21 protein-coding genes are annotated in these 22,473 nt (G+C 44.5%); 5 read left to right on the forward strand and 16 right to left on the reverse strand.

The window, feature by feature from the left end:
* Positions 1-176 precede the first annotated feature (176 nt).
* Positions 177-953 carry a RelA/SpoT domain-containing protein gene (locus tag AB6E78_RS15865; protein WP_017059130.1) on the reverse strand — a complete coding sequence of 259 codons (777 nt, stop codon included), beginning with the start codon at positions 951-953 and terminating at the stop codon, positions 177-179.
* Between the two features lie 324 nt (positions 954-1,277).
* Here AB6E78_RS15865 and AB6E78_RS15870 point away from each other — a divergent pair, with 324 nt between their 5' ends.
* Positions 1,278-1,931: a thiopurine S-methyltransferase gene (locus AB6E78_RS15870; RefSeq protein WP_017059131.1), complete on the forward strand. Its 654-nt coding sequence runs from the start codon at positions 1,278-1,280 to the stop codon at positions 1,929-1,931.
* 113 nt (positions 1,932-2,044) lie between these two features.
* On the opposite strand, the gene purT is transcribed toward AB6E78_RS15870, so the two are convergent.
* From purT to AB6E78_RS15905, 7 genes are all read right to left on the reverse strand, one after another.
* Complete coding sequence (gene purT / locus AB6E78_RS15875; RefSeq protein WP_136974855.1) at positions 2,045-3,220, reverse strand: formate-dependent phosphoribosylglycinamide formyltransferase; 1,176 nt, start codon at positions 3,218-3,220, stop codon at positions 2,045-2,047.
* 167 nt (positions 3,221-3,387) lie between these two features.
* Positions 3,388-4,275 carry a cytidine deaminase gene (gene cdd, locus AB6E78_RS15880; protein WP_372133940.1) on the reverse strand — a complete coding sequence of 296 codons (888 nt, stop codon included), beginning with the start codon at positions 4,273-4,275 and terminating at the stop codon, positions 3,388-3,390.
* A gap of 286 nt (positions 4,276-4,561) precedes the next feature.
* Complete coding sequence (locus tag AB6E78_RS15885) at positions 4,562-5,239, reverse strand: LrgB family protein (protein ID WP_017059134.1); 678 nt, start codon at positions 5,237-5,239, stop codon at positions 4,562-4,564.
* Positions 5,240-5,241: 2 nt separating this feature from the next.
* Positions 5,242-5,613, reverse strand: coding sequence for a CidA/LrgA family protein (locus AB6E78_RS15890; protein WP_004734867.1), 372 nt, complete (start codon positions 5,611-5,613; stop codon positions 5,242-5,244).
* A 25-nt stretch (positions 5,614-5,638) separates the two neighbouring features.
* Positions 5,639-7,063, reverse strand: coding sequence for an exodeoxyribonuclease I (gene sbcB, locus AB6E78_RS15895; protein WP_048611480.1), 1,425 nt, complete (start codon positions 7,061-7,063; stop codon positions 5,639-5,641).
* A gap of 206 nt (positions 7,064-7,269) precedes the next feature.
* Positions 7,270-8,118, reverse strand: a complete 849-nt coding sequence (locus AB6E78_RS15900; RefSeq protein ID WP_372133941.1) for a sterol desaturase family protein — start codon at positions 8,116-8,118, stop codon at positions 7,270-7,272.
* Positions 8,119-8,205: 87 nt separating this feature from the next.
* Positions 8,206-9,219, reverse strand: a complete 1,014-nt coding sequence (locus AB6E78_RS15905; RefSeq protein ID WP_372133942.1) for a DUF2804 domain-containing protein — start codon at positions 9,217-9,219, stop codon at positions 8,206-8,208.
* Positions 9,220-9,388: 169 nt separating this feature from the next.
* Between AB6E78_RS15905 and AB6E78_RS15910 the strand changes: the two genes are divergently transcribed.
* A complete protein-coding gene (locus AB6E78_RS15910; RefSeq protein WP_372133943.1) occupies positions 9,389-10,423 on the forward strand; it encodes an AraC family transcriptional regulator in 1,035 nt (344 codons plus the stop codon).
* 4 nt (positions 10,424-10,427) lie between these two features.
* Here AB6E78_RS15910 and AB6E78_RS15915 read toward each other — a convergent pair whose 3' ends face one another.
* Together AB6E78_RS15915 and AB6E78_RS15920 are read right to left on the reverse strand one after the other, a co-directional pair.
* Complete coding sequence (locus tag AB6E78_RS15915; protein ID WP_372055573.1) at positions 10,428-11,378, reverse strand: chromosome partitioning protein ParA; 951 nt, start codon at positions 11,376-11,378, stop codon at positions 10,428-10,430.
* A gap of 39 nt (positions 11,379-11,417) precedes the next feature.
* Complete coding sequence (locus tag AB6E78_RS15920) at positions 11,418-12,752, reverse strand: sphingomyelin phosphodiesterase (protein ID WP_372133944.1); 1,335 nt, start codon at positions 12,750-12,752, stop codon at positions 11,418-11,420.
* Between the two features lie 414 nt (positions 12,753-13,166).
* On the opposite strand from AB6E78_RS15920, the gene AB6E78_RS15925 reads away from it, so the two are divergent.
* Positions 13,167-13,688: a DUF2058 domain-containing protein gene (locus AB6E78_RS15925; RefSeq protein WP_010441213.1), complete on the forward strand. Its 522-nt coding sequence runs from the start codon at positions 13,167-13,169 to the stop codon at positions 13,686-13,688.
* Between the two features lie 128 nt (positions 13,689-13,816).
* Here AB6E78_RS15925 and AB6E78_RS15930 read toward each other — a convergent pair whose 3' ends face one another.
* From AB6E78_RS15930 to AB6E78_RS15945, 4 genes are all read right to left on the reverse strand, one after another.
* Positions 13,817-14,038, reverse strand: a complete 222-nt coding sequence (locus AB6E78_RS15930) for a hypothetical protein (RefSeq protein ID WP_017059142.1) — start codon at positions 14,036-14,038, stop codon at positions 13,817-13,819.
* 218 nt (positions 14,039-14,256) lie between these two features.
* Positions 14,257-15,729 (reverse strand): aerolysin family beta-barrel pore-forming toxin, encoded by a 1,473-nt coding sequence (locus AB6E78_RS15935; RefSeq protein ID WP_372133945.1) that lies wholly within the window; start codon positions 15,727-15,729, stop codon positions 14,257-14,259.
* A gap of 477 nt (positions 15,730-16,206) precedes the next feature.
* The gene (locus tag AB6E78_RS15940) at positions 16,207-16,968 is read right to left on the reverse strand and encodes a YdcF family protein (RefSeq protein WP_372133946.1); all 762 of its coding nucleotides are present in this window, start codon (positions 16,966-16,968) and stop codon (positions 16,207-16,209) included.
* A gap of 366 nt (positions 16,969-17,334) precedes the next feature.
* Positions 17,335-18,219: a LysR family transcriptional regulator gene (locus tag AB6E78_RS15945; RefSeq protein ID WP_017059145.1), complete on the reverse strand. Its 885-nt coding sequence runs from the start codon at positions 18,217-18,219 to the stop codon at positions 17,335-17,337.
* 132 nt (positions 18,220-18,351) lie between these two features.
* Between AB6E78_RS15945 and AB6E78_RS15950 the strand changes: the two genes are divergently transcribed.
* Both AB6E78_RS15950 and AB6E78_RS15955 read left to right on the forward strand, forming a co-directional pair.
* Positions 18,352-19,362: an aldo/keto reductase family oxidoreductase gene (locus AB6E78_RS15950; RefSeq protein WP_017059146.1), complete on the forward strand. Its 1,011-nt coding sequence runs from the start codon at positions 18,352-18,354 to the stop codon at positions 19,360-19,362.
* A 9-nt stretch (positions 19,363-19,371) separates the two neighbouring features.
* Positions 19,372-19,764 (forward strand): heme-binding protein, encoded by a 393-nt coding sequence (locus AB6E78_RS15955; protein ID WP_372133947.1) that lies wholly within the window; start codon positions 19,372-19,374, stop codon positions 19,762-19,764.
* A 112-nt stretch (positions 19,765-19,876) separates the two neighbouring features.
* Here the strand turns inward: AB6E78_RS15955 and AB6E78_RS15960 are convergent, their stop codons facing one another.
* A complete protein-coding gene (locus AB6E78_RS15960; protein ID WP_372133948.1) occupies positions 19,877-21,250 on the reverse strand; it encodes an L-cystine transporter in 1,374 nt (457 codons plus the stop codon).
* Between the two features lie 185 nt (positions 21,251-21,435).
* Complete coding sequence (locus AB6E78_RS15965) at positions 21,436-22,131, reverse strand: NAD-dependent epimerase/dehydratase family protein (protein WP_017059149.1); 696 nt, start codon at positions 22,129-22,131, stop codon at positions 21,436-21,438.
* Positions 22,132-22,473: the final 342 nt, after the last annotated feature.

The raw sequence follows: 22,473 nt of genomic DNA on the forward strand, positions 1-22,473 counted from the left end.
TTGTCAGAAGCTTATTCGCTATAGAAACAGAAATGTTCGACGGAGAAAAGAGACTGAGATCTAAATTTAAACGATCTGATTATTTGGGATAGGAAGTGGAGAGGCTACTCAACAAGTACTAAAAAGGGCTGCGAGTGCAGCCCTTGTGATGTTTATTGGAATAGCCTATCTATGTGTTAAGCCGCTTTAATGTGCGTTGTGATGTACGGTTGCCATGCTTGTTGGTAAAGCTCTAAAGATTGGCGTCGTAGGCTATTGATTTGTGCCGCTTCGATATCGTTGATTGGGCGATGTTCTGCAATTGCGTGACGCTCAATACCTTGGATAATTTCGTACAGCTCGTGCTCAGGACCACTTTTCACATCAGCAATCGCTTTTAAGTGAAGTTGAACCTCTGCAATGATGTTGGTTTTAGGCAAACGAACCAACAAGTTAAGGTCACGGTAACCAGAGTCAGCCGGCGATTTAAACTTATTTTTCAGCTTAACAACGTCTGCTTCACGGCTTAGCGCTTCGTAAACTTCAACCAAGCTCTCTACATCGTTCGCGATGATAGTTGCACGGGCTAAGTCGGTAATTTTTGTCACATCACCATCAAGCTCAAGGGCGATTTTTTCTTCTGCGCGAGCTTGAGATTTAACGCCAGCAAATAGCGCTTCAGAATTGGTGAGTAGGGCAGTACTTTTACAGATAGTTTCTAGTTCAGCTTGGCCTTGATGCGCTTTGCTGTACAAAATATCGAAGTCGGTGTAAGGCTGAGTCGGGCGTGAGTCGAAGGCTTTGATGCCGTAAAGGCCGCTCAAACTATGACGGAATACGTTTGAAGATACTTGGTTTTGCGCAGGAGTGCGCGTTTGATCTGTTGAACTTGTTGAAACAGGTGCTGCTGCGAATGCAGGCGCTCGGCTCAATACCAAAAGCATTAGGGCCGTCGTACGGAGAAATACACTCATTCAAACTCCAAAATACAAGGTTACAAAAAACGGGTAGTCAAAAGGGGTAACCAGTAACGCACAAGAGTAAAAACAGCTTAACTAATTTCACTACATATTAAATGAGGCTAGCTAAGACAGAAACCAATTCTAACGTTTAATATTGCTTTAAAATGTGAAGATATAGCCAAATAACCCAACCGTTAGTTCCGCAATTATCAGAACTTTGAACTTAGCCAGTTTCTGATTTTATCGAAATCAATTTAGTACTTTAAACCAAGCTAAGGTTGCTCTTACCTCTCTATACTGTACCCTTGCATTATGACTGTTTAACATGAACGAAAGATGAATAATCCTGAATTTTGGCACAATAAATGGGCTGCCAACCAAATTGGTTTCCACCTCGAAGATGTAAACCCACTTCTGATTAAATTTTGGGAAAAGACTGAGCCTAGCTACGAGAAGAGTGTGTTTGTACCACTTTGTGGCAAAAGCGAAGATCTGATTTGGTTAGCGTCTAAGCATGAAGAGGTTCAAGGGGTTGAGCTTAGCCAAATCGCGGTACGCGCATTTTTCTCAGAGCATTTTTACACGCCGACGGTGACTCAAATTAGCGGTCAGCACGAGCTCTACCAATTCGATGAACTGAACATCTACACGGGCGATTACTTTTCAGCGCCAATCCAACCTGTCGATACCATTTATGATCGCGCGTCTTTAGTCGCATTGCCTGAAGAGATGCGAGTGCAGTACGTAGAGCGCTTAAAACAACTGCTGAAACCGGGCGGTAAGATCCTTCTGGTGACTCTGGATTATGATCAAAGCGAGATGGCGGGGCCTCCGTTTAGCGTACCTAAGTTAGAGATTGCTCAATTGTTTGCAGGATACAAAATTACATTGTTGAATCAAGATATAGCGAACGATGAACATCCGAAGATTGCTAAGAAAGGCTTGTCTCGCTTCTGTGAAGAAGTGTATTTGATTGAGTCAGACGCTTAAGTTCAGTCTGCTTAGTTAAGCGAACAGATAACACCAACAAAAAGACGGGCTCGATAGCCCGTCTTTTTATGGTTCAGATTTGAACTCGTGATTGTTCAGAATTGAATAGCAGGTTAGTAAATCACTTTTACTTTTGACGCGCTCTCAATGGCATCTTCAATCGCTGTTTCTGTGCTGTTACGACGAGTAAGCGCCACACCTAAACGACGGCGACCATCGATATCAGGCTTACCAAACAGGCGAACTTGTGTTTGTGGTGCGTCTAGCGCCTCTGTAAGACCTTCAAAACGAATGTTAGTTGAAGTGCCTTGGCCTAGAATAACCGCTGATGCACAAGGGCCGTATTGCGTGATGGATTTGATCGGCATACCCGTAAAGGCTCGTACGTGCAGTGCGAATTCCGATGAGTCTTGAGACATCAATGTTACTAGGCCTGTATCGTGTGGGCGAGGGGAGACTTCATTGAAGATCACGTGGTCGCCTTTAACGAACAGTTCAACACCAAAGATGCCGTGACCGCCTAATGCGTTAACCACTTGCTCTGCCGTGTATTGCGCCGCTTTAAGTGCGTTGTCAGACATGACCTGTGGCTGCCATGACTCGCGGTAATCACCGTCTTCTTGGCGGTGACCGATAGGCGCACAGAAATGCACACCATCAACAGCGCGAACGGTAAGTAACGTAATTTCGTAATCAAAGTCGATGAAGCCTTCAACGATTACACGACCCGCGCCAGTACGACCGCCTTCTTGTGCGTAGTCCCAAGACTTCTGAATGTCTTCTTCTGTTTTGATCACGCTTTGGCCTTTACCTGAAGAGCTCATTACTGGCTTAACAACGCAAGGCATGCCCACGAATTCAACAGCGGAAGCGAAGTCTTCAAAGGTGTCTGCAAAGCGGTAAGGTGAAGTGCTCAGTTTGAGTTCTTCTGCGGCTAGACGACGGATACCTTCGCGGTTCATCGTTAGCTTGGTCGCATTCGCAGTTGGAACGACATTTAAGCCTTGCGCTTCTAGCTCTACCAACTTGCTGGTGGCAATAGCTTCAATTTCAGGAACCACATAATCTGGCTTTTCTAGTTCAATGATCGCTTGAAGTGCATCGCCGTCTAACATGTCTAATACATGGCTACGGTGCGCAACTTGCATTGCTGGTGCGTCTGCATAACGGTCACAAGCAATAACTTCTAAACCTAAACGTTGGCACTCGATGGCAACTTCTTTTCCGAGTTCACCCGAACCTAATAGAAGTACACGAGTAGCATTTTCACGAGTAGCAGTACCAAACATAGAAATTCCTTCCGATCTTTTGAACGATTGATTGAAAACGGGGTGATCATACTTATTTCAATGATAAAAGCAAACGTTTGCCCAAGTTGTTGCGTTAATTACAGGCATAAAAAAAGCAGCCCTGTTAATTAGGGCTGCTTATTTAAATTTTTGTTGATTATATGTACTTAGATTGCTAAGTAAGTCACTGGAATGTCGGGATTAATCGCTTCTAATGTAGATTGTGTATCCGCCAGGTGACTGATGCTACCTTCTGCGATTTCAACCAAAGCAGCACTTTCAATTTGTTCGAAATCGAAGCCAGCCAGTTTAAGTTGAATCAACGCCACTTGTAGAGGAGGTAAGCTTGGGTTGAACGCTGCGTTTTCAGCGTAAGCACCGGTGAAAACCTCACCCGACGTCAGTTGTAGTGAAACACCACTTAGGTTTTTGGTGTAAGGAGCATGGCTGCGGTTTAGTGCTGCTAGCGCTTCTACAACAATAGGCGTTGTTTCTTCGGTCGTGTATTTATGATCAAGTTTTGTCATTAAGCCAGTTGTTACACCTAAATCAGCAGGGCCGAACGAGTCTGGCAGATACTCTTGCAGAGACATTTCATCACGTTGTGGCAGCTGAACTTTAAGTTCTTTTGCTGTTGTCAGTTCGTTCATGAATTGACGACAGTGACCACAAGGACTGAAGTTTATGGTGATATCTGAGATACCTAGTTCGCCTTTCATCCAAGCGTGGCTGATTGCAGATTGCTCAGCGTGAACGGTTTGACCAAGTTGAGCACCAGCGATTTCAAGGTTTGCACCAAAATACAGAGTACCAGACAAACCACGCACGATTGCACCAACATAAAAGTCAGATAACGGAGCGTAAGAATACGCTGCGGCAAAAGGAAGTAGCGCAATACGTAGCTCGTCATCCGCTAGACCACTTGTTTGCAGTAGGCTAGCAAATTGTTCTGGAGACAATGTCGCGTCAAAGTTGTCTGCTAATACGATGTCACTCAAAAGCGCTTTCATTGATGATGGAGCACTTTCCAGCGCCAGGGTAATACGACTGTTCATGTTGAATCCTTAATTGACCTTAGGCTTTAAGTTTATGCATTGCTCAGGAATTTTCTGTGATAAAGATCACTATTGAATTGTTGTTGTTACATTGGTTTGCATAATTAGAGTGAGGTCACACTTGAAATCGATTACAAGAGCCATTTATACAGCTGATATCGCACTTATTGCTCGTAAAAGACCGTGACTTGACTGCTATTGCTAAATAAATGCGAATAAAAAGCCCAAACAGACACTGTAATAAACAGCATTCTGGTTGGGCTGAATCGCGTAGTGATCGTTTAGGTTAAGAGTAGAACCAAACCACGAGCGAAAATATACTCGGTGCGATGATTGAGGTAATGACGCCACAAAGCACAAGAGCCAAAGAACTGAATGCTGCATCTTCCTGATTCTTTTCCGCACAAGTCGCGGTGCCTAAAGCGTGAGACACGGTACCCATGGTTAAACCACGGGCGATCGGGCTCTTAATACCAATGAGGTTGTAGATTGGGTAAGCAAAAATTGCTCCAAATAGACCCACAATCAATACCAGTATTGCCGCAATCGCTGCTTCACCACCTAAATGGCTCGATACTTCCATTGCAATTGGCGTGGTGACTGATTTGCCTAACAAGCTCGCAATCAAAGTTAAGTCCGCTTTAAATGCTACTGCGATCACTGCCGTTGTTGTCATCGACATCACACTGCCTAGCGTGCACGCAAAGGTAATGATGCGCCAGTTGGCTCTGATTTGAGGTAGCTGCTCATAAAGTGGGTAAGCAAGTGCAACAACCGCAGGCTGCAGCATGTAGGTAATCCAAGTGTTGTCAGCATAGTAAGTCTCAAACGGTACTCTAAAGAACGTGAGAATCGGAATGATGATACCAATGCTGATAAGCAGGGGGTTACACAGCGGCGAGTTTACTTTTTGACTTACCCAGCGAGCAAATAGGAATACCACGATGGTGAGTAGAATCCACATGATCAGTTACCTCTCGAAAGCAAGCGGTCTAAGAACCATGATAAGGATACTAACACCAATAATGTGCCACCAACGGCGCTCGCCATAATTGGCAATGCGTTCGCGATGAGCATGTCGAAATGATCCATCAACCCAACACTGATCGGAACAAACAGTAAGATCATTAGGCGGATAATCAAGCTTGCACCGGGCTGTACCCAGTGCGAAGGAACAATACCAATCACCATGGCGGCAAACAGAATCAACATGCCAAAAATACTGCCTGGAATTGAGGTATCCAAAAAGTGCTGTAACGCGTTACCTGCTGTAAGTGCACCTATGATTAAGGTGAAGGAGATTAAGCAGTAAACCAGTTGGATCAATCTTTCTTTCAAAGTGTTACGTCTCTTGATAATGGAATTAGCTAGCTAACTTTTCTACGTATTGATAAACCGCCTTCAAGATAGCCATTTTCTTCTCGTCACTTTCATGTTCGTGCGCGAGGTTTTCAAGGTTGAGCATGTACTCTTCTAAACGGCACTCATAAAACTCACGACAATGGTTCGCCCATTTCAATTGCTCAGCTTCGTCGAGCGTCCATGGGAAGTTACGCGCACGGTAACGGAACAGTAACGGTTTAATTCGTTCGTCACTGAAGGTGATATCCAAAGCCGCCAAGTTGTTCGGGTCAGTTTCGCGAATGATGTTCATCGCTGTTTTATCAGCAGGTGAAAAGAAACCGTCGTAAAGGTGTGTATCAACATCATCACTCTTTTCGTACTCGCGCTCTTGTGAATACAGGCCGATCAGTTTTTCGCGGATCTCTGGGTGTTCGCGCAGCAGTGCCAAGTTTTTCAGGCATTGTTGGCGATCGATACCGATGGTTTCGGCATTTTCAGCCGTCAGCGTTTTGGCTGGAGCAAGAATAGGGCACTTGTTCAGTTGAACCAATTTGATGGGTACGGGTAACTCGTCTTCACTCAGTTCACTGCGTTTGGTATAGAGCCTTTCTCTGAGTTCATCAGCGTCCAGTTCTAACAGTGGGCTTGGATCTTTGGCTAAATCAACCACGATAACCGCATTTTGATTGGTTGGGTGCCAAGCCATAGGCACAATCCAGCTGGTGTAGTTGCAGTCACGGCCAAACATGCCTGAAACGTGCATTAATGGTGTCATGTTTACGATATCAACCAGATCATTCAGCTTACGCTTATGACGCATGTTGTAAAGGTAATCGAACATCTTAGGTTGCGCAGCTTTCAGCTTCTTCGCTAACTCGATGGTCGCAATAACATCGGCCATCGCATCGTGCGCGTTCTCATGTTCAATGCCGTTTGCCACAGATAGGTGTTCCAGTTTGAAGCTTGGATAACCTTCTTCGTTCTCTGGCCAAACAATGCCTTCAGGGCGCAGTGCGTGAACAGCGCGCATTACATCTAATAAATCCCAACGCGAGTTGCCGTTCTGCCAGCTCCACGCATATGGGTCGATGAAGTTTCGGTAGCAGGTGTAACGCGTTACCTCGTCATCGAATCGAATACTGTTGTAGCCAAGGCTTGTGGTGTTTGGTTTGGCTAACTCAGCATGGATCTTAGCGATAAACTCTGGTTCAGGAAGACCTTGTGAAGCCGCTTTTTGTGGTGTGATACGGGTGATCAGTGCAGCTTCAGGCGCAGGGAGGTAATCAGCGGGAGGTTGGCAATAGATAACCAGAGGCTCTCCAATAACATTGAAATCTTGGTCGGTACGAACACCCGCAAACTGACTCGGACGGTCTTTTGCTGGGCTAACGCCCCATGTTTCGTAATCGAAAAAGAAGTAGGTTGGCTGATTATCTGAACTCATTGAATTTCCTGAACAGCAAGCGCGGAACGTTTACTGTGGCTGAAGGTTAGTTTTGTTCAGTATCTGATAGTATGCGGTACGCGTGCAACCCAGATCACAAATAAATTGCCGGAAAACGGTGCTTTACTATTCAATCGAGTCAGTGGGGAAGGTTTTGAAACCAATTGAGGCGGTTTCTTAGTTAATACAATCTGTCTATCGTCCGTTTAATCCGATGGAGGCGAGAGTATCAACTGGACTTTCTGCTTCATGGTTAACTCTCGGTTCTTCAAATCTTTGAATATGGCCTTCCATTCTTGAAAGGTGACCACTATCGGATTAAAACTGTTCACGGGTTTGGTGACGCCATAACGTACAGTTTCAACTTCAGGTTCGAATGTACCAAATAACTTATCCCAGATAATAAGAACGCCGGCGTAGTTCTTATCGATGTATTGCGGGTTTTTGCCGTGATGTACTCGATGATGCGAAGGGGTATTAAAGATGTATTCAAGTGGCCCCAAGCTTCGTATCCATTGTGTATGGACGAAGAACTGCAAACCTAGGTTGAGAAGCACCACAAAGATGACCCACTTAGGGGCAAAACCTATGATGACCAACGGTATCCAGAAAAGCCACATCCCAGCAAGTGGATACATTAAGCTTTGACGGAAAGCCGTACTGAAGTTCATGTTTTCTGAACTGTGGTGTGCCACGTGTGCTGCCCACATCCAGCGAACACGATGGCTTGCTCTGTGGAACCAGTAATAGCAAAAGTCTTGCAACACCATCAATACAACAAAACTCAGCACGCCCATTTCAATGTCCATTAAGCGCCAACCAAACATCCAGAGATACAGCTGCACGACCAATAACCCGGTGAGCAAATCGGAGAGTTGATGCATTCCCGCCAGCGTGAAATTACACATCACTTCTGAAAGCTTATAGCTGGAGTTATCAGGCAGTCGACCTTGCTTCTGACCGATAAAATACTCAGCCAACATGCACACCACGAACAAGGGCGCTAATACCAGCAGTAGCCATTCTGGGTAATTGATTAATGCGTCGATATTCATGTTTTATCCTTGTTGAGACGCCATACGCGTTCTTAGTATCAAGTTTACTTAGACTTGCTCGCCTGAAATTCAGTTAGCAAAATTTCGCTACCAGCGAGCAAAGTGATCTTCTGTTAGGCCAAGAACACCATCGAGTTGATGTGTCACTCCATTGTTGTCTTCAATCGAGCCAGAAAAGTGACCAATGAACTGACGAAAGTTACTTTTTAACAGCCATAAATTGAGCTTTTCGCTGCGATTATTTAAGGGCGTAAAGGTCAGGTTTATACGTCCATCTTGTGATGTTATCTGCCAAGGTAAATTGGTGTCTTGGCGACTAAACGCAAACTGTACCGGGTTAAGTAAGTGCCGAGTTCCATTGATCCATAAAACGTTCTCGCAGCCTCCGGTTTCATTGACGCCTGCTGCGAGGTTCAAGCCAATATCTGTCCCATTGGATTGCGTGTTGATGCTTGCCCAGCGCCAACTGGTTTCACGTCTCATGTAACCCGCTGAAAAGTCATAACCGGCACGAGCTTGTTCGAGAACGAGTGATTCTCCCTTGATTTGGATTTCACCGCTGATGCGCAAAGCATTGTGCTTTTGGGTGTAAGTCCAACCTGAATAACCCGTTGGGCTGCACATCGCCATGGGCAAGCTGTCGGTTTCAGGCTCTAAAGAAATATCGGCCTTGATGAATTTCGTATTCAAGCGAACTCGCCATTGTCCGCCCTCGATATAGAAAGCAATGCTTTGATCTGCAATGCTTGTCTTTCCTTCAAATGGTGAAGGCGTTACATGCTTATCAAACCCTAATGGCCTCAACCAAGATGACTCTTCTAGATGGTTGTTTTCTATGTCGTACAGATAACAAAATGCCGAGCCCAAGTAGCGAATATCCGCGATAGCGATACCAATAATGTGTGTGTCGGTGACGATGCTGACAAACTGAAATTGCTTGTAGTGGAAGTGCTTCTGCCAAGGGGCTGCTTTTGAATCCATCGAGTTTCGGTAGTCAAAGTTCTCGATGTTCAGGTGCTTGGGGATGCCATCGAAATGTCCAATGCTCGGCTGACCATTAGAATCAATCAAACTGTGTGGGGCTGGGTTCGTTTTTATCATTGCGATGCTTCACATTAATTTAACAATTAAAGCCATTGTGCGATGAGTAGCGTAGAATTGGGAGGTCATATTCGGACAAGAGCGCGTTGCCAATCACGATTTTGTCAGTAGTGTTGTTGAAGCTGAGTAGTCATGTTGATGGGAATGGGCTCGATATAAGGAGAGACGATTGGAGATTATCGCGGAGTATAAGCCAACCGGACATAGGCACCAGTTAGGTACATTAGATATCGCGCTGCTGTTGAATACGCTAGAGCAACGAGGTATCGATATTGAAAGGCTACTCAATGATGTGGGTTTGCCGAACATGGATTGGCGAGATCCGAATGGAAAACTGACTTACGCTGACAAGCTTTCGTTGTTTAGCGCGGCTAATCAGAGTTTTCCTCACGATGGTTTGGGGCTTTGGTTGGGAGAGCACGCTAGCTTGAGCCACTTTGGTGTGTTGGGTTATGCGCTATCAACCAGTCAAAATGTCGGGGAGGCCATCAAGTCGGGCTTCAAGTATTTGCGCCTGAACGGTCCTATCTTCTCGGTTAAATTGTTTCTAGATTCCGAGCAAGCAGTGATTCAGATTGAGAACACATTGGAAGTGGGCGATCTGCTTCCTTTCTGCAGTGAATATTTCTTGAGTTCAATCGTCTCTTTATTCAAAGAGCTGACTGGTCATGAGTTGGATATTCATATTTTGGCTTTGCCTTATACACGCACTAATTTCGCCAAGCTCTATGACGATCGTTTCCAGTGCCCTGTAGTTTTTGAGCAGAGCCATTGTGAACTGCGTTTTGATGTATCGGTTTTGTCGCAAACCTTATTGACTCATGATGCAGCGACACTGAAGCGCTATCTTGCGTCTTGCCAGTCGATAATGGAAACGTTGGACTCTGAGCATCTGCTGACTAACCAGATCAAAACGATCTTTTATCAAACCGCAGGCAGTTTCCCGAATATTGAACAACTCGCGGATGAGTTTGGTTGTAGCTCTCGTACACTCAGGAGAGAGCTAGTGATCCATGAATCCAGTTACCAAATATTGCTTACCGAAGTTCGAGTGGAGCTGGCCAAAGAGCTATTACTCGGCACAACCATGAGCATTGATGACATCGGTGAAAGGCTCGGTTATAGCGACCCTGCAAATTTCAGAAGGGCGTTTAAAGGTTGGCTCAATAAAACGCCCGCTCAGTTTCGTGATGGTTTAAGTTAAGGCGTTACTTGCTAAAGAACTGCTCCCTGAAATCGGTGACTTGCTGTTGATAATAACTGTCCCAATCTTGTTGAGTCCAAGTGGCATAACTTGATGAGCGCTGAGAGTCTAAGGTTGCTTTGAGCTGATCCAGTTGCTCGTGATAACTCATCACGGTTTGTTGCTGTTGTGCGACTTGTTGTTCTCGCGCGGCAATGTTGCTGGCCTGCGCTTCATCTAAGTAGGCATCTTGAAGGTCGGCTTTGACTGATGCTACTTCAGCAGGGCTATAGCTGCTGGGTATCAAAGATACTGCCAGTTCATATTTTTGAAGCTGTGTTTCGGCGTTTAACGTGCCCGTATTGTTTTGCCATTCACTAAGCAAATCTTGATAGTTGGCCAAAAACTGGCTCGCTTCGTTCTTTTCAAGGGTGTTAGCGTCAAGCGTAAAATCCAGATGAGCAAACTGGTCAGCGAATAGCTGGTGGGCCAACTCTCCCCATACTTGTTGTGCAGATTGCTTGAATAAGGCTACACGATCTTCAAGAGTCTCTATGGATTCAAGTGGGATAGTGCTTTGTGTTAATTGCCAGTCAGCCGATAGCTGCGGATAGTCGCTCAGTAACTCAAACCATATGCCCGGCAATTCTGATTTCAATCGTGCGAGTTGCTCTGCGCAGTCATCGCGTTGTTGGCAAAGCTTCCAGAACCCATCGAGTTCATCGAACAAAGCCTTGCCTTCAAGCTCACTCAAGTTTTCAGCAAGAATTTTACCGTCCAGTGCTCCAGCTTGGGCTTGATTGCTGTGCGATGCGGAGTTTTCCGAACTAGCGGTTGCAGTAGGCGTGGAATTATCGTCATTAGTTGTCGTAGAAACACGCGGCTTAGGTTCTGTGTGTTGAGCAGAAGATAGCGCTGTTTCGTTCGTTTTTGATGACCACGAATAGCCAATAATGCTAGCCGTTAAGACGAGCATTAGGATTAATATAACTCGATGCATTATTGGTTCACCGAGTTACTTGATCACGGCGCTAACAGGGAAGTGGTCTGAAAGGTTGTAGTGCTTCCATAACTCACTGCTTGTTGATCTTGGGACATCCACACGATTGTCGTTATGAGCTTTGGCGGCATATTCCGAGCTCACTACCACATAATCGAGATACTCAACGTTTTCACCACCCGACATAGGTTCACCCGCAAAGTTGTTGATGCGTGGGTCAAAGGTAGAAGCGGTGTAACCTGAGTAGGTTGGTTCGTCAGCTTGCAGGTTAGCGAACATCTGTTGGTAGTCGCTTGGGAACTTGAGCTTGTTCACGTTGAAGTCACCGCTGTAAACCACAGTTTCTGATGCCGGGATATTCAGAGACTGCGCCAGTGCACGCATCTGCTTGAATTGACGTTGTCGGTAATCACGAGCGGTGTCCGTATCGAACGAAGCGGTGTGAGTACCGAACACGTGGTAAGCCTGACCGTTTTTGATGACCTCAGCGTAATTCACCCCTTTGTCAGCGAAACAATCTGTGCCCGTACAATCAGGGAATACGTATTGTGCTTCGTTGACGATAGGATAGCGGCTCACAATGATCACGCCACCGTCGTAGATGTTGATGCCTTCTTTATCGAGCATTTTAGTTTGGTAAGGATACTCTTTTGCCAGTTCACGCAGGAACTCATCTCGTCCGTTGGCAAACACTTCTTGAAGCGCCAATACGTCGTAGCCCTTAACGTATTGAGGGATGAGGTCGTAACGATCACCGATGTGCGAAGCGATAGCGGGTAGAGCCCAAATGTTGTAGGTCATCACTTTCAATATGTTGGCATCTGGCTCTGGTTGCTCATCGATTTTCTCTGGGGTGATGGTATAGTAAATATCATCGTAGCGAGCGGTGTTATCAGCTTTGGAGGCAAGCTCCGTATTCACATCAAAAGCATCGGTTGAATTACGGTGAATATTACGATCATCATGCAGTGTTAAGTCGACGTCTGCTGCGCTCAAACCGTGTTGCAGTGTTGAGTTGTACCAATGTCCTTCCATGATTTGATTAAGTGTGACGCTCTCCCCAATAGAATTTGAGACTACTGTGTCAAACTCGTATGTCTTACCGGACTTCACGCCTGTCCAGCGGTTGAAACTTATCAGCTTTTTGGTTTCCCACGGGCCAATTTGTTCAACATGTTGCTGCCACTCATCACCTAACTGAAGTAGGTCGGTACCAGTATGAATGGTTTGAATCGTCATCACTTGGTTGGTGTTGTTGGTCAGGTACACATCGGTATCTGCAATAGCCGAGGTTGAGATGAATGAAGCTGATACAAGTAATGCACTCAGGCAAGTCCATTGAGTTTTCATTTTCACGTTATCCTTACTGATTGGTTTAAAGAATAACGTAGTAAAGAGTTATGACATTGGAGTTATAACTCTATGGCATTTATTCAAATATGAGATATATGCCAAGGTTTTATAAAATTGATTAACCATTGAAAATTAACATATTGTCTTATCGGAATGATAAGTGGTACGCGCGCGAATAATAGGGTCAGTTAATGCTTTCGAGTCGGTGGAACAGCCAATATTGGCGTGCTTAAGTGAAAACTGTGTGTCGCGGTAAAGTGGAGGTTGTGAGCAACATGAAGGGAATATGGACACAGCTTAGAGCTATCAGCATAAATTTTGCGATTGTTCTGTAATTTACTCTTGTTCAGTAAACAGAAACCTCAAAAACAGGTATGATAGTGCCGTTTTTAATCCTGAACTGGGAAAGTCATGGCAAAGTTAACACTCCAAGAGCAGATGCTTAAAGCTGGCTTGGTAAATGAGAAAAAATTAAAGAAGGCGAAGAAAGGCTCTAAAAAGTCTCGCGTTCAGTCTCGTGAAGCAAAAGCGGCAGCTGAAGAAACTAAACTGGCGCAGCAAGCGAAAGACAAAGAGCTAAACCAACAGTTGAAAGAACAACAGTTGAGCAAAGAAATTAAAGCTCAAGTGAAGCAACTGATTGAGATGAACAAGATCGAACAGAAGAACGGTGAGATCAAATACAACTTCACCGACGGTACGCTAGTTAAATACCTTTACGTAGAAGAGCTGACTCAAAAGCAACTAAGTAAAGGCATTCTAAGTATTGCTCGTCAAGGCGAGAGCTACGTTGTTATTCCAACAGCAGTAGCGAACAAGATTGCTATGCGCGACGAAGAATCTATCGTTGATACGCAGGCAGGTAGCACAGACGAAGTAGACGAAGATGACCCGTACAAAGACTTCGTGATCCCAGATGATCTAATGTGGTAATCCGTTTTGCCTAGCTCCATTTTAATGGTTAGCTAAGTTTACAGGATCTAAGAATGCAGCGAACAATCACTCGATTGGCGCTGCATTTTTTTTGGCGCGAAATGACTTCAACAAATCTTTAATAACGCTTAGTGTTCTGACATGCCGTAAACAAGGCTATCGTTGGCACTTGCATGATCGATAAAATCGGTATTAGCGCGCTGTTCGTGTTGGTCATAGCCATCGAAGTAACAGTCGCCAATTTCATTGCGCGGGCAAACGTGAATGTGGTCTTTGATGACCAGTTCGGTAGAGCAGCATGGGCAGTGTTTTACATGTCCAGTGAGTACCGTAGATCGATTTGGTTTCATACATCCTCCTGATAGGCACTGTAATCTGATTGCCTATTTGCATCCTAAGTTACGCAAATTAGTGTGTCGTTATGATTTCATTTTTAAGTCAATGAAAAACGATTCAGAAAGTGAATACTTAGCGGCTAATACAGATGTATGACTGAGAGAATGTAAGACGAATCAAGCCAAGAGCAGACGCAATGGGCTTGGAATAACAGCTGAAACTTTCTATGGGCTTATGGCTGCATTGGGGTAAGCGTTAGCTGAGCGCTGTTATAACCCAGTTGCGCTAGGGCTGCAGGGTCGAAGTCAGTCAGAACCTTGATGTCACCAGCGTAGTAGGGTGTGTAATCGCCTGAAGGTGTCATGGCGTTAAATGAATCAATAGAGTGCTCAGTACCAATATCGATCATTCCAGAATATTGTGACTCCGCACTAAACTGGCCTGAAACATAGGTGTAGAAAGGACGGACACTGGCACCTGCGGCGTACTGCATGCTACTTAAACCATTGGTGTTGATTGCCCAGCTCCAATCCCACCATTTCATCTCTCCAGGAATATAACGGTGATCCCATTGGTAGCGGATATTGGCTTGATCTTCGCTGGTGGTTCCCATGGTAAAGGTGTGAGAGACCGTCGGGCGGTTTGTTGGGTGTGAGCTTAGCGCATTGCCGCTATAACGAAGGAAACCTGTGAAGTTCACGTCGTAACTCATGCTGGTTTTGATACGGTATGGGTAAGTGATGGTAGAGCGTAAGAACTCTACTTGAAAAGGAAGTACTGAGTGAGCAGGCACGGTGATGATGGCTTCCAGTTCTGTTGGTTCAAAACGAGCACCATTGTTGGTATCGGAGAAACGTTGGCCATCTTCTAGCGCTACTCTTACTTCTGTCTTTCCAACTTGTGGCCAATGAAAGGTTTTATCAATGACGACTGAATCAGCAAGGTCGAAGCGTTGGGTTTTACTCCATTGTGTGGATTGCTCAAAATGAAGGTCAACGACGATTTGTTTAGACTGATCGTCGTCATTGATTGCATAAGCCGAGACGGTTTCAATCAGTTCTTGGTCGGTCTCTGTCATAGAACCGTGTAAAAACGATGTGTTATCGAGCGTGTAAGCGAAGTTATCAACAGTGATGCTTGTCTTCTCATCACAGCGATCACCGGCACAGCTTCCATCGTTATTGCCTTTAATCTCCCAACCATTGTTAAGCGGTTTTATTGCCATGTCTTGGCCGACGTAACGCGCGCTATCGCCTCCAACCCAAGCGTAACCGAGGTTATGGGCCAAGTAACTCAGTGGCCTGATAAAGTTCGTGTTGTCGCTGACTAAGGCGCGTTGAATATCAAGGTTATTGTTCGTTTCGATAGCTTGCGCTTCGTAGTAAGGCAGGCCTGCGTCTGGGGTATTGGGGTAGCACCAAGTATTGTCACTTGGTTGTCCTTGTTTGATGAGCCCGTGGTAGCCAGACCCCATGATCACCCAGTCATTTTTAAGGCCAGCAATGTCCCACACATTCATGCGAGATAGTAGGGCGGTTTTGTGTTCTTGAGCTTCTGTATTACTGAGCGGACGATAATCGGAACGGCAGATATCTTCACCGAGGTTATCCAATACGATTTGGTCTGAATATATCTTGGCATGAGTGACAAAAGAGATGAAACAGAGGGCAGAGCTAAATAGAACGGTTTTACTGACGTTAAGCATGAATAAGTTCCTAAATGCCATTATTTGGCTATTTTTATTAGAATCGAGTTATTAGATTTTATTGATATTATTTAAAGCCGAGGGGCTCTAGCGGGGTGTACTTTGTCATATAAAACAATGCCAAAAATACTGAAATGAATTGAAAATAAATATTTATAGATATCAGGAGGTTGTACTGATCAACTTGTTGTTTGATAAAGACTTATCTTGATGACTTCAATTAGTTTCAACAATCCAATCTATGGGTGATTAATTGTTGAACGTTTCTGTTTTTGAAGCCTCGTTATTTGGTATGTTGGCTTGGAAAATTTAGGCCAGCAAGATGGATTAGATAGGTTTATTGTTTAAAGGAGGGGGAAGTACTGAGTAAGCCAAATAAGGAGGGATGTTGTGATAAGCAAGATCGAAAAATGCAGCCAACAACCGTTCGATTGCTGCTGCATTTTTTATTGTTCGAGTTAACTTAATTGGAAGAGATTAAGCATCACCTGGTTTTTCGCGTTTGCTGTTCCAACCCATAAAGTTGTAAATGTTGTAACGAGCAAAGCCAATCTGTTCATGCAAAGCAAAATCTGTGACCGCAAAGTTGTACCACAATGGCAACCATGAAATTTGAGCAGCCATATAGTCGGCTCTCACTGGAATAACATTCAAGCCGAAGTGGTTGAAGTAGAGCTCGCTACGACGAATATGTAGGCCAGATGAAACCAACACAATGTTGTCGAATTTATGATGCTTCATTAGGTCACTAGTGAGCTGAGCGTTCTTCCAAGTGTTGACGCTATTTGGCTCTTGAATGATGTCACCCATCGGAACGCCAAGTCTCAGCAATTGTTGCTGATAAACTTCTGCTTCGGCAACACCGTTATTTTGTGCATCGCCACCACTGATGATCACTTTGCATGTGGTTTGGGTTTTGGCGCAATCTTTATATTGGCTGGCGGTTTCACTGATTCGGCCAAAAGAGAAAAAGGCTGGCTCGAACTCTTGCGTGCTTTTAATTAACTGCGTTCCCGCACCCAGAAGAACAATGGCGTTATTGTCAGACCATTGGATATCAGGCTTATTTTCGTAATCGGCTTGCAGATCGTTCAGTAAATAACGAGGAATTAAACCTGAACCAATCAGCACAAATGACGATATAAGAACAAGAGATAAAAACAGAGAGGTTTTTCGCCACTGAAGTAAACGTGTAAAGCCTACGAATAGCAGAAAAAGTAATAATATAATAAAGCTCATGAGGATCCTGTTATCGAACTGGTGCCAAGATGATGTGACATACTGAAGCGGTGCATCATATATCAGTTATGTTAATCATTCATAGGTAACTCATTGTATTATTGAACAAATGCACGATTTCTTTCTATCAAGAACAATCATCGATGAGAGCATTCGAAAAATCGCTTTATTATTGTTCGATAATCCCATTTTAAATATAGGTATATAAATCAAGAGGGTTATTTAAACCTTATTTCGTGTTATTTGATTTATCTGTTCATCGGTTTCCGTTTCTTCAACTCGTTAACTCAGCTTTCATATTCTTAAACTACCAAATCTTCAAGCTCTTAAATGACCGAGCTCTCCAGTTTTCAAGATCTTAAACTATCAAGCTCTCAAGTTTTCAAAGTAATGCTGAACAAATTTAACGAACACTTGGTGTTTCTTTGCCGGATAAATAACTTGCGGATAGAACAGATAAATACTGTTGCCTTGTTGCAGACATTCATCAGGCAGCACTCGCTCTAATTCTCCCAGTTCGACCTCTTTCGCAACGTAGTAACTTGCAATACGGATGATGCCACTGCCTGCCATAGCTTGTTGCTTAAGCAGGTGGTTGTCATTACTTGAAAGCCAGCCGGACACATCAATATTTACCGATTTTAAAGGCCACTCGGTTTGGTGCAGAGTTGCTAAGCATTGATGATCACTTAAGTCACTCACATTGGTAGGGCGACCAAATTGGTTAAGATAACCGGGAGTCGCGACTAAATCATGTTGATAGCTAATCAAGTGTTTCGCCACCATGTTGTCAGGTGGCGTATTGGTGGCACGAAACGCGATATCGATATCATCTTGATTGAGATTAAAGTTGGTGTAGCTACTGTTTATCTCGAAACGAATCTCAGGGTATTGCTGCCTAAACTGTTGGCAGATATCGAATAGATATACCTCAGTAAACATCTTTGGCGCAGTGAGGCGTAATAGGCCTTTGACGATGTCGTGTTGCTCAGAAACACTGCGTTCAAGCTGTAAGACTTGCGAGCGAATCGTTAAGCCTTGTTGTAACGCGCGTTCGCCTTCTTGGGTTAAACGAACACTGCGAGTGGTTCTGACCAAAAGCGGGCACTGTAAATCGTTCTCTAAACGTTTGATCTGTTCAGAAAGGTAGCTCTTAGAGATACCGAGCTTTTCGGCTGCCTTGGTAAAGTTGAGTTGCTGAGCAAGTTCTACAAACAGGATCAGTCGTTCTATTCTTTTGTGTTCGTTCATTCGCGCGTTCCTACCAATCTATTGTTCGTCATATCAAACAATCATTTCGTAACTAGCATATTCTGTTTTTTAAAAAGAACAATATGATAGAGGCATATTTCTGGTCAGCAAATCTTCTAAGCGAGAATCGATATGACGAACAGCACTGAATCTACAAACAAAACGAATGACAAAAAACGTATCCCATTATCAAATTATCTACCGAATGTTGGGCAAATTGCCTATGGCTGCATGGGGTTAGGTGGTGGCTGGAATGATAATCCAGTGACGAGTGCGGATGTTGCTCAAACACGAAGCGTAATCGGCACCGCACTAGAATCGGGCATTAACTTATTCGACCATGCGGATATCTATACCTTCAGCAAAGCTGAGCAAGCCTTTGGTCAAGCATTACAACAAGCGCCTGATCTGCGTGAACAGATGTTCATTCAATCTAAGTGTGGGATTCGTTTTGAAGGCGAGGGCAATGTTGGTCGTTATGATTTCTCGGCTGATTGGGTAGGCCAATCGGTAGACGGTATTCTCAATCGATTGAATACTGAAAAGCTTGATGTGCTGTTATTGCACCGCCCTGATCCTTTGATGGAACTCGATGAGCTAGCAAGAACGTTAGAGAACTTAAAAGCGCAAGGTAAGGTCGATTATTTTGGTGTGTCGAACATGAACAGCCATCAAATTCAGTACCTGCAATCTGCGCTTGGGCAACCCATCGTCGCGAATCAAGTTGAGATGAGCTTAGCCAAATTGGATTGGTTGAATGATGGGGTGATGATTAACTCGCAAGGGCACCATCAATCAGACTTCGCCGCAGGCACTCTTGAACATTGCCAATTGAATAACATCCAACTGCAAGCTTGGGGCTGTTTGGCACAAGGCCGATTTGCTGAGCAAGGTTTGTATTCAGAACATGAAAACGTGAAAAAGACAGCGCACTACGTGGCTCAGTTAGCGAACCAATATGGCGTAGAAAGTGAAGCGATTGTGTTGGCATTTTTGCTTCGTCACCCTGCTCGTATCCAACCTGTAATTGGCACCACAAATCTAGAGCGAATCAAAGCTTCGGCAGTCGCGACTCAGATAAACCTGTCTCGTGAAGAGTGGTACAACCTATACGTGTACTCACGTGGTCAAGCACTGCCATAAGGAATGAATATGTTGAATCAAAAGATCGCGCAACAACTGGTGTCTAACGCTCTAGACATTGCTGAGCGTAATCAACAAGCAATCGCGGTGAGCGTGTGTGATACGCACGGTGAGTTACTGGCGTTTATTCGCATGGATAATGTGAGTGTTCAAGCCGGATTGTTAGCACAGAACAAAGCTTATACATCTGCAAGAGATAGACAGCCAAGCGGTAACTTAGGTGCTTGGGCGAGAGAAACTGGTAAAGACTTAAGTTACTGGACTGACCCAAAGATCACTGGCTTTAAAGGCGGTGCTCCCATTGAATTAAATGAGCAGGTGATTGGCGCTATTGGTGTCAGCGGATTAAGTGAAGACGACGATGAAGCACTTGCCGAAAAAGTCATTCAACTTGTGTTCTAAGCTGTTGCTCGTGAAGTAATGGAAGTTAGAAGTAACAGATAATAAAAAACCGATGCATGTGCATCGGTTTTTTTGTTTAACGAGACTCAAGTGCTTGAATCAATCGAACCCATTAAGCGTTCGCTTGTTCCAGATCTTGTTGCTTGTCTTTCTTGCCTAATAGGCGGCTTGTGATCGTACCGGCTGTCATCGCACCAGATACGTTAAGCGCCGTACGTGCCATATCGATAAGTGGCTCGATAGAAATAAGCAGTGCTGCAATCGTTACAGGAAGGCCCATAGCAGGAAGTACGATAAGCGCCGCGAACGTTGCACCGCCACCTACGCCAGCAATACCGAATGAGCTCACTGTGATAATAGCAATCAGAGACAGAATGAAGTTGATGTCCATTGGGTCGATGCCAACTGTAGGCGCAACCATGACTGCAAGCATTGCAGGGTAGATACCCGCACAACCGTTTTGACCAATTGTTGCGCCGAAAGAGGCCGAAAGGTTAGCAATTGCTGGTGGCACGTTTAGCTTCGTGATCTGAGCTTCAACATTCAGTGGAATCGTTGCAGCAGAACTACGCGAAGTGAAAGCGAACGTTAGAACAGGCCAGATTTTTTGGAAGTACTCTTTCGGGTTTACACCAACAAAAGAGACCAACACACCGTGAACAACAAACATCAGGATGATTGCTACGTAAGAAGCAACGATGAAACCCAGTAGGCTTAGGATGTCTGAAGCACTCGATGTTGCGACTACTTTTGCCATTAACGCAGCGATGCCGTATGGCGTGAGTGCCATGATCATCTTAACTAAGCGCATAACGATAGATTGTGCAGCGTCAACGAAAGTACGGATCGGTGATTCTAGCTCTTCTTTCTCAGCCATTACTTTACGAGCAGCAATACCTGTTAGCACGCCGAAGATAACCACAGCGATGATAGACGTAGAGCGAGCACCGGTTAGATCAGCAAACGGGTTAGTCGGAATGAAACTAACCAGCATTTGTGGAATGGTTAGGTCTGAAACACTTCCCATGCGGCTTTCTAGTGTTGCAATACGAGCTGTTTCACGAGCGCCCTCTGTTAAGCCTTCAGCCGAAAGACCGAATGCTTGAGCCACTGCAATACCCACAATCGCAGAGATCGCCGTTGTTGCCAGTAATACTGAAATAGTGATACCAGAAATCTTGCCCAGTGAACCGCCTTTCTCAAGCTTCACCACGGCTGCAATCATTGAAACCAATACTAATGGCATGATCACCATTTTCAGTAGGCCAACATAACCACGGCCAACAATATTTACCCAGTCTAGTGTTTCGTTGATGACCGGATTGCCTTCACCAAATAACAGCTGTAGACCAAGACCAAATGCGCTACCAAATACTAAACCGAGTAAAACGAGGCGAGAAAGTGTGTTTTCTTTTTTCTGCTGTCCGTAGAGAAAAAAGAGGATACCAGTGAATACCGCTAAGGCAGCGATAGCTGAAAATGACATTTGTTTTCCTTATGAATCTCTTTAAATCGATAGGGCGCTTAAATATATGGGCGCAAATACTGTTAGCTACAGTAGCGACCTGTAACAAAACGTAAAATAAGGAAAAGTAATTTATTAGAACGATTAGTAATATCCACTCAATAGGATGGGGGGATATTCAACATTGTGATGAATAGGTGAGCTTTTTAGCGATATTTTGCCAATAAATTGAGCATGTCACTTGACGAGTAAATTTCGATATTTTGGAAATTATTTTCGAATAACCGGAACAACATTGCTTTGGCTACGTCTTCCGACTGAATAGGGCGTAGGTTTTTGAACTTACCAAGCATAAATGGAGACAGCAGAGGAAAGACACTTTGCAGGAGTTTTTCATCAGCTCTAGGTTCATCACGCTCACCCACCAGAGGCCCAGGGCGTGCGATGAAAAGCTGCTTGAAGCCAATACGTTTTAAATTTTGTTCCATTTGTCCTTTACAGCGAAGGTAGTGCGAATAGGAATCTGGTGAAGCGCCATAGCTAGAAACGACCGCTACGCGTTGAACCCCAAGAAACTTCATCGACTGTGCGACTTGGCTAACCAGTTCCACATCGATTTTGCGAAGCGCTTCTTTTGATCCTGCCTTTTTCTTAGTCGTACCTAAGCAGATAACGCCAAGATTAGGCGTCGCATTCGTGTCATCCCAACTGGTAACTTGCAGGTCGCTGTGAATGAGTGTGTGGAGCTTGTTGGAATCAAACTGTGAATCTAACGCTCGGCGAGATAGGGCATAGATATGATCAACGGCGGGTTCATCGATGAGCAACTTCATCACATGATGACCAATTAACCCGGTTGCACCAGCCACCACGACCGATGTTTTGTCTCCAGAAATGCTCATTTTAATCCCTTCTTCACTCCACAAGTGCTTGTTTAATATAAATAGTGTTTGAATTTTAAGCGAATAAAAGTTTGTTAAACGAGTGGTCAGTAGTATGTGGGGAGTCGCCTGTTTATGGAAAAAGAGATGATTTAGTTTGGCTCGACGCATAAGTACGGTCTGAAGCATAAGTACGATATGAAACATAATGGCGGTGGGAAAGATAAATGCGGTTTGAAACTTAAGTTAGGCGTTAAACATAACAAAGCCCGCTGGGCGACGGGCTTTGTTACTTTTCTTGCTTCTTACTAGGGCGTGTTGATCTTTCGTGAGTGTTTTTTGAACAGCATGGTAAAGAGTTAT

This window comes from Vibrio sp. 10N.247.310.98 (genome assembly GCF_041467395.1).
Lineage (GTDB): Bacteria > Pseudomonadota > Gammaproteobacteria > Enterobacterales > Vibrionaceae > Vibrio > Vibrio crassostreae_C.

Excerpts from the sequence above, each read along its gene's own strand:
- AB6E78_RS15865 (WP_017059130.1), bottom strand. The coding sequence starts at position 953 with ATGAGTGTATTTCTCCGTACGACGGCCCTAATGCTTTTGGTATTGAGC.
- AB6E78_RS15870 (WP_017059131.1), top strand. The coding sequence starts at position 1,278 with ATGAATAATCCTGAATTTTGGCACAATAAATGGGCTGCCAACCAAATT.
- purT (WP_136974855.1), bottom strand. The coding sequence starts at position 3,220 with ATGTTTGGTACTGCTACTCGTGAAAATGCTACTCGTGTACTTCTATTA.
- cdd (WP_372133940.1), bottom strand. The coding sequence starts at position 4,275 with ATGAACAGTCGTATTACCCTGGCGCTGGAAAGTGCTCCATCATCAATG.
- AB6E78_RS15885 (WP_017059134.1), bottom strand. The coding sequence starts at position 5,239 with ATGTGGATTCTACTCACCATCGTGGTATTCCTATTTGCTCGCTGGGTA.
- sbcB (WP_048611480.1), bottom strand. The coding sequence starts at position 7,063 with ATGAGTTCAGATAATCAGCCAACCTACTTCTTTTTCGATTACGAAACA.
- AB6E78_RS15900 (WP_372133941.1), bottom strand. The coding sequence starts at position 8,118 with ATGAATATCGACGCATTAATCAATTACCCAGAATGGCTACTGCTGGTA.
- AB6E78_RS15905 (WP_372133942.1), bottom strand. The coding sequence starts at position 9,219 with ATGATAAAAACGAACCCAGCCCCACACAGTTTGATTGATTCTAATGGT.
- AB6E78_RS15915 (WP_372055573.1), bottom strand. The coding sequence starts at position 11,378 with ATGCTCGTCTTAACGGCTAGCATTATTGGCTATTCGTGGTCATCAAAA.
- AB6E78_RS15920 (WP_372133944.1), bottom strand. The coding sequence starts at position 12,752 with ATGAAAACTCAATGGACTTGCCTGAGTGCATTACTTGTATCAGCTTCA.
- AB6E78_RS15925 (WP_010441213.1), top strand. The coding sequence starts at position 13,167 with ATGGCAAAGTTAACACTCCAAGAGCAGATGCTTAAAGCTGGCTTGGTA.
- AB6E78_RS15930 (WP_017059142.1), bottom strand. The coding sequence starts at position 14,038 with ATGAAACCAAATCGATCTACGGTACTCACTGGACATGTAAAACACTGC.
- AB6E78_RS15935 (WP_372133945.1), bottom strand. The coding sequence starts at position 15,729 with ATGCTTAACGTCAGTAAAACCGTTCTATTTAGCTCTGCCCTCTGTTTC.
- AB6E78_RS15940 (WP_372133946.1), bottom strand. The coding sequence starts at position 16,968 with ATGAGCTTTATTATATTATTACTTTTTCTGCTATTCGTAGGCTTTACA.
- AB6E78_RS15945 (WP_017059145.1), bottom strand. The coding sequence starts at position 18,219 with ATGAACGAACACAAAAGAATAGAACGACTGATCCTGTTTGTAGAACTT.
- AB6E78_RS15950 (WP_017059146.1), top strand. The coding sequence starts at position 18,352 with ATGACGAACAGCACTGAATCTACAAACAAAACGAATGACAAAAAACGT.
- AB6E78_RS15955 (WP_372133947.1), top strand. The coding sequence starts at position 19,372 with ATGTTGAATCAAAAGATCGCGCAACAACTGGTGTCTAACGCTCTAGAC.
- AB6E78_RS15960 (WP_372133948.1), bottom strand. The coding sequence starts at position 21,250 with ATGTCATTTTCAGCTATCGCTGCCTTAGCGGTATTCACTGGTATCCTC.
- AB6E78_RS15965 (WP_017059149.1), bottom strand. The coding sequence starts at position 22,131 with ATGAGCATTTCTGGAGACAAAACATCGGTCGTGGTGGCTGGTGCAACC.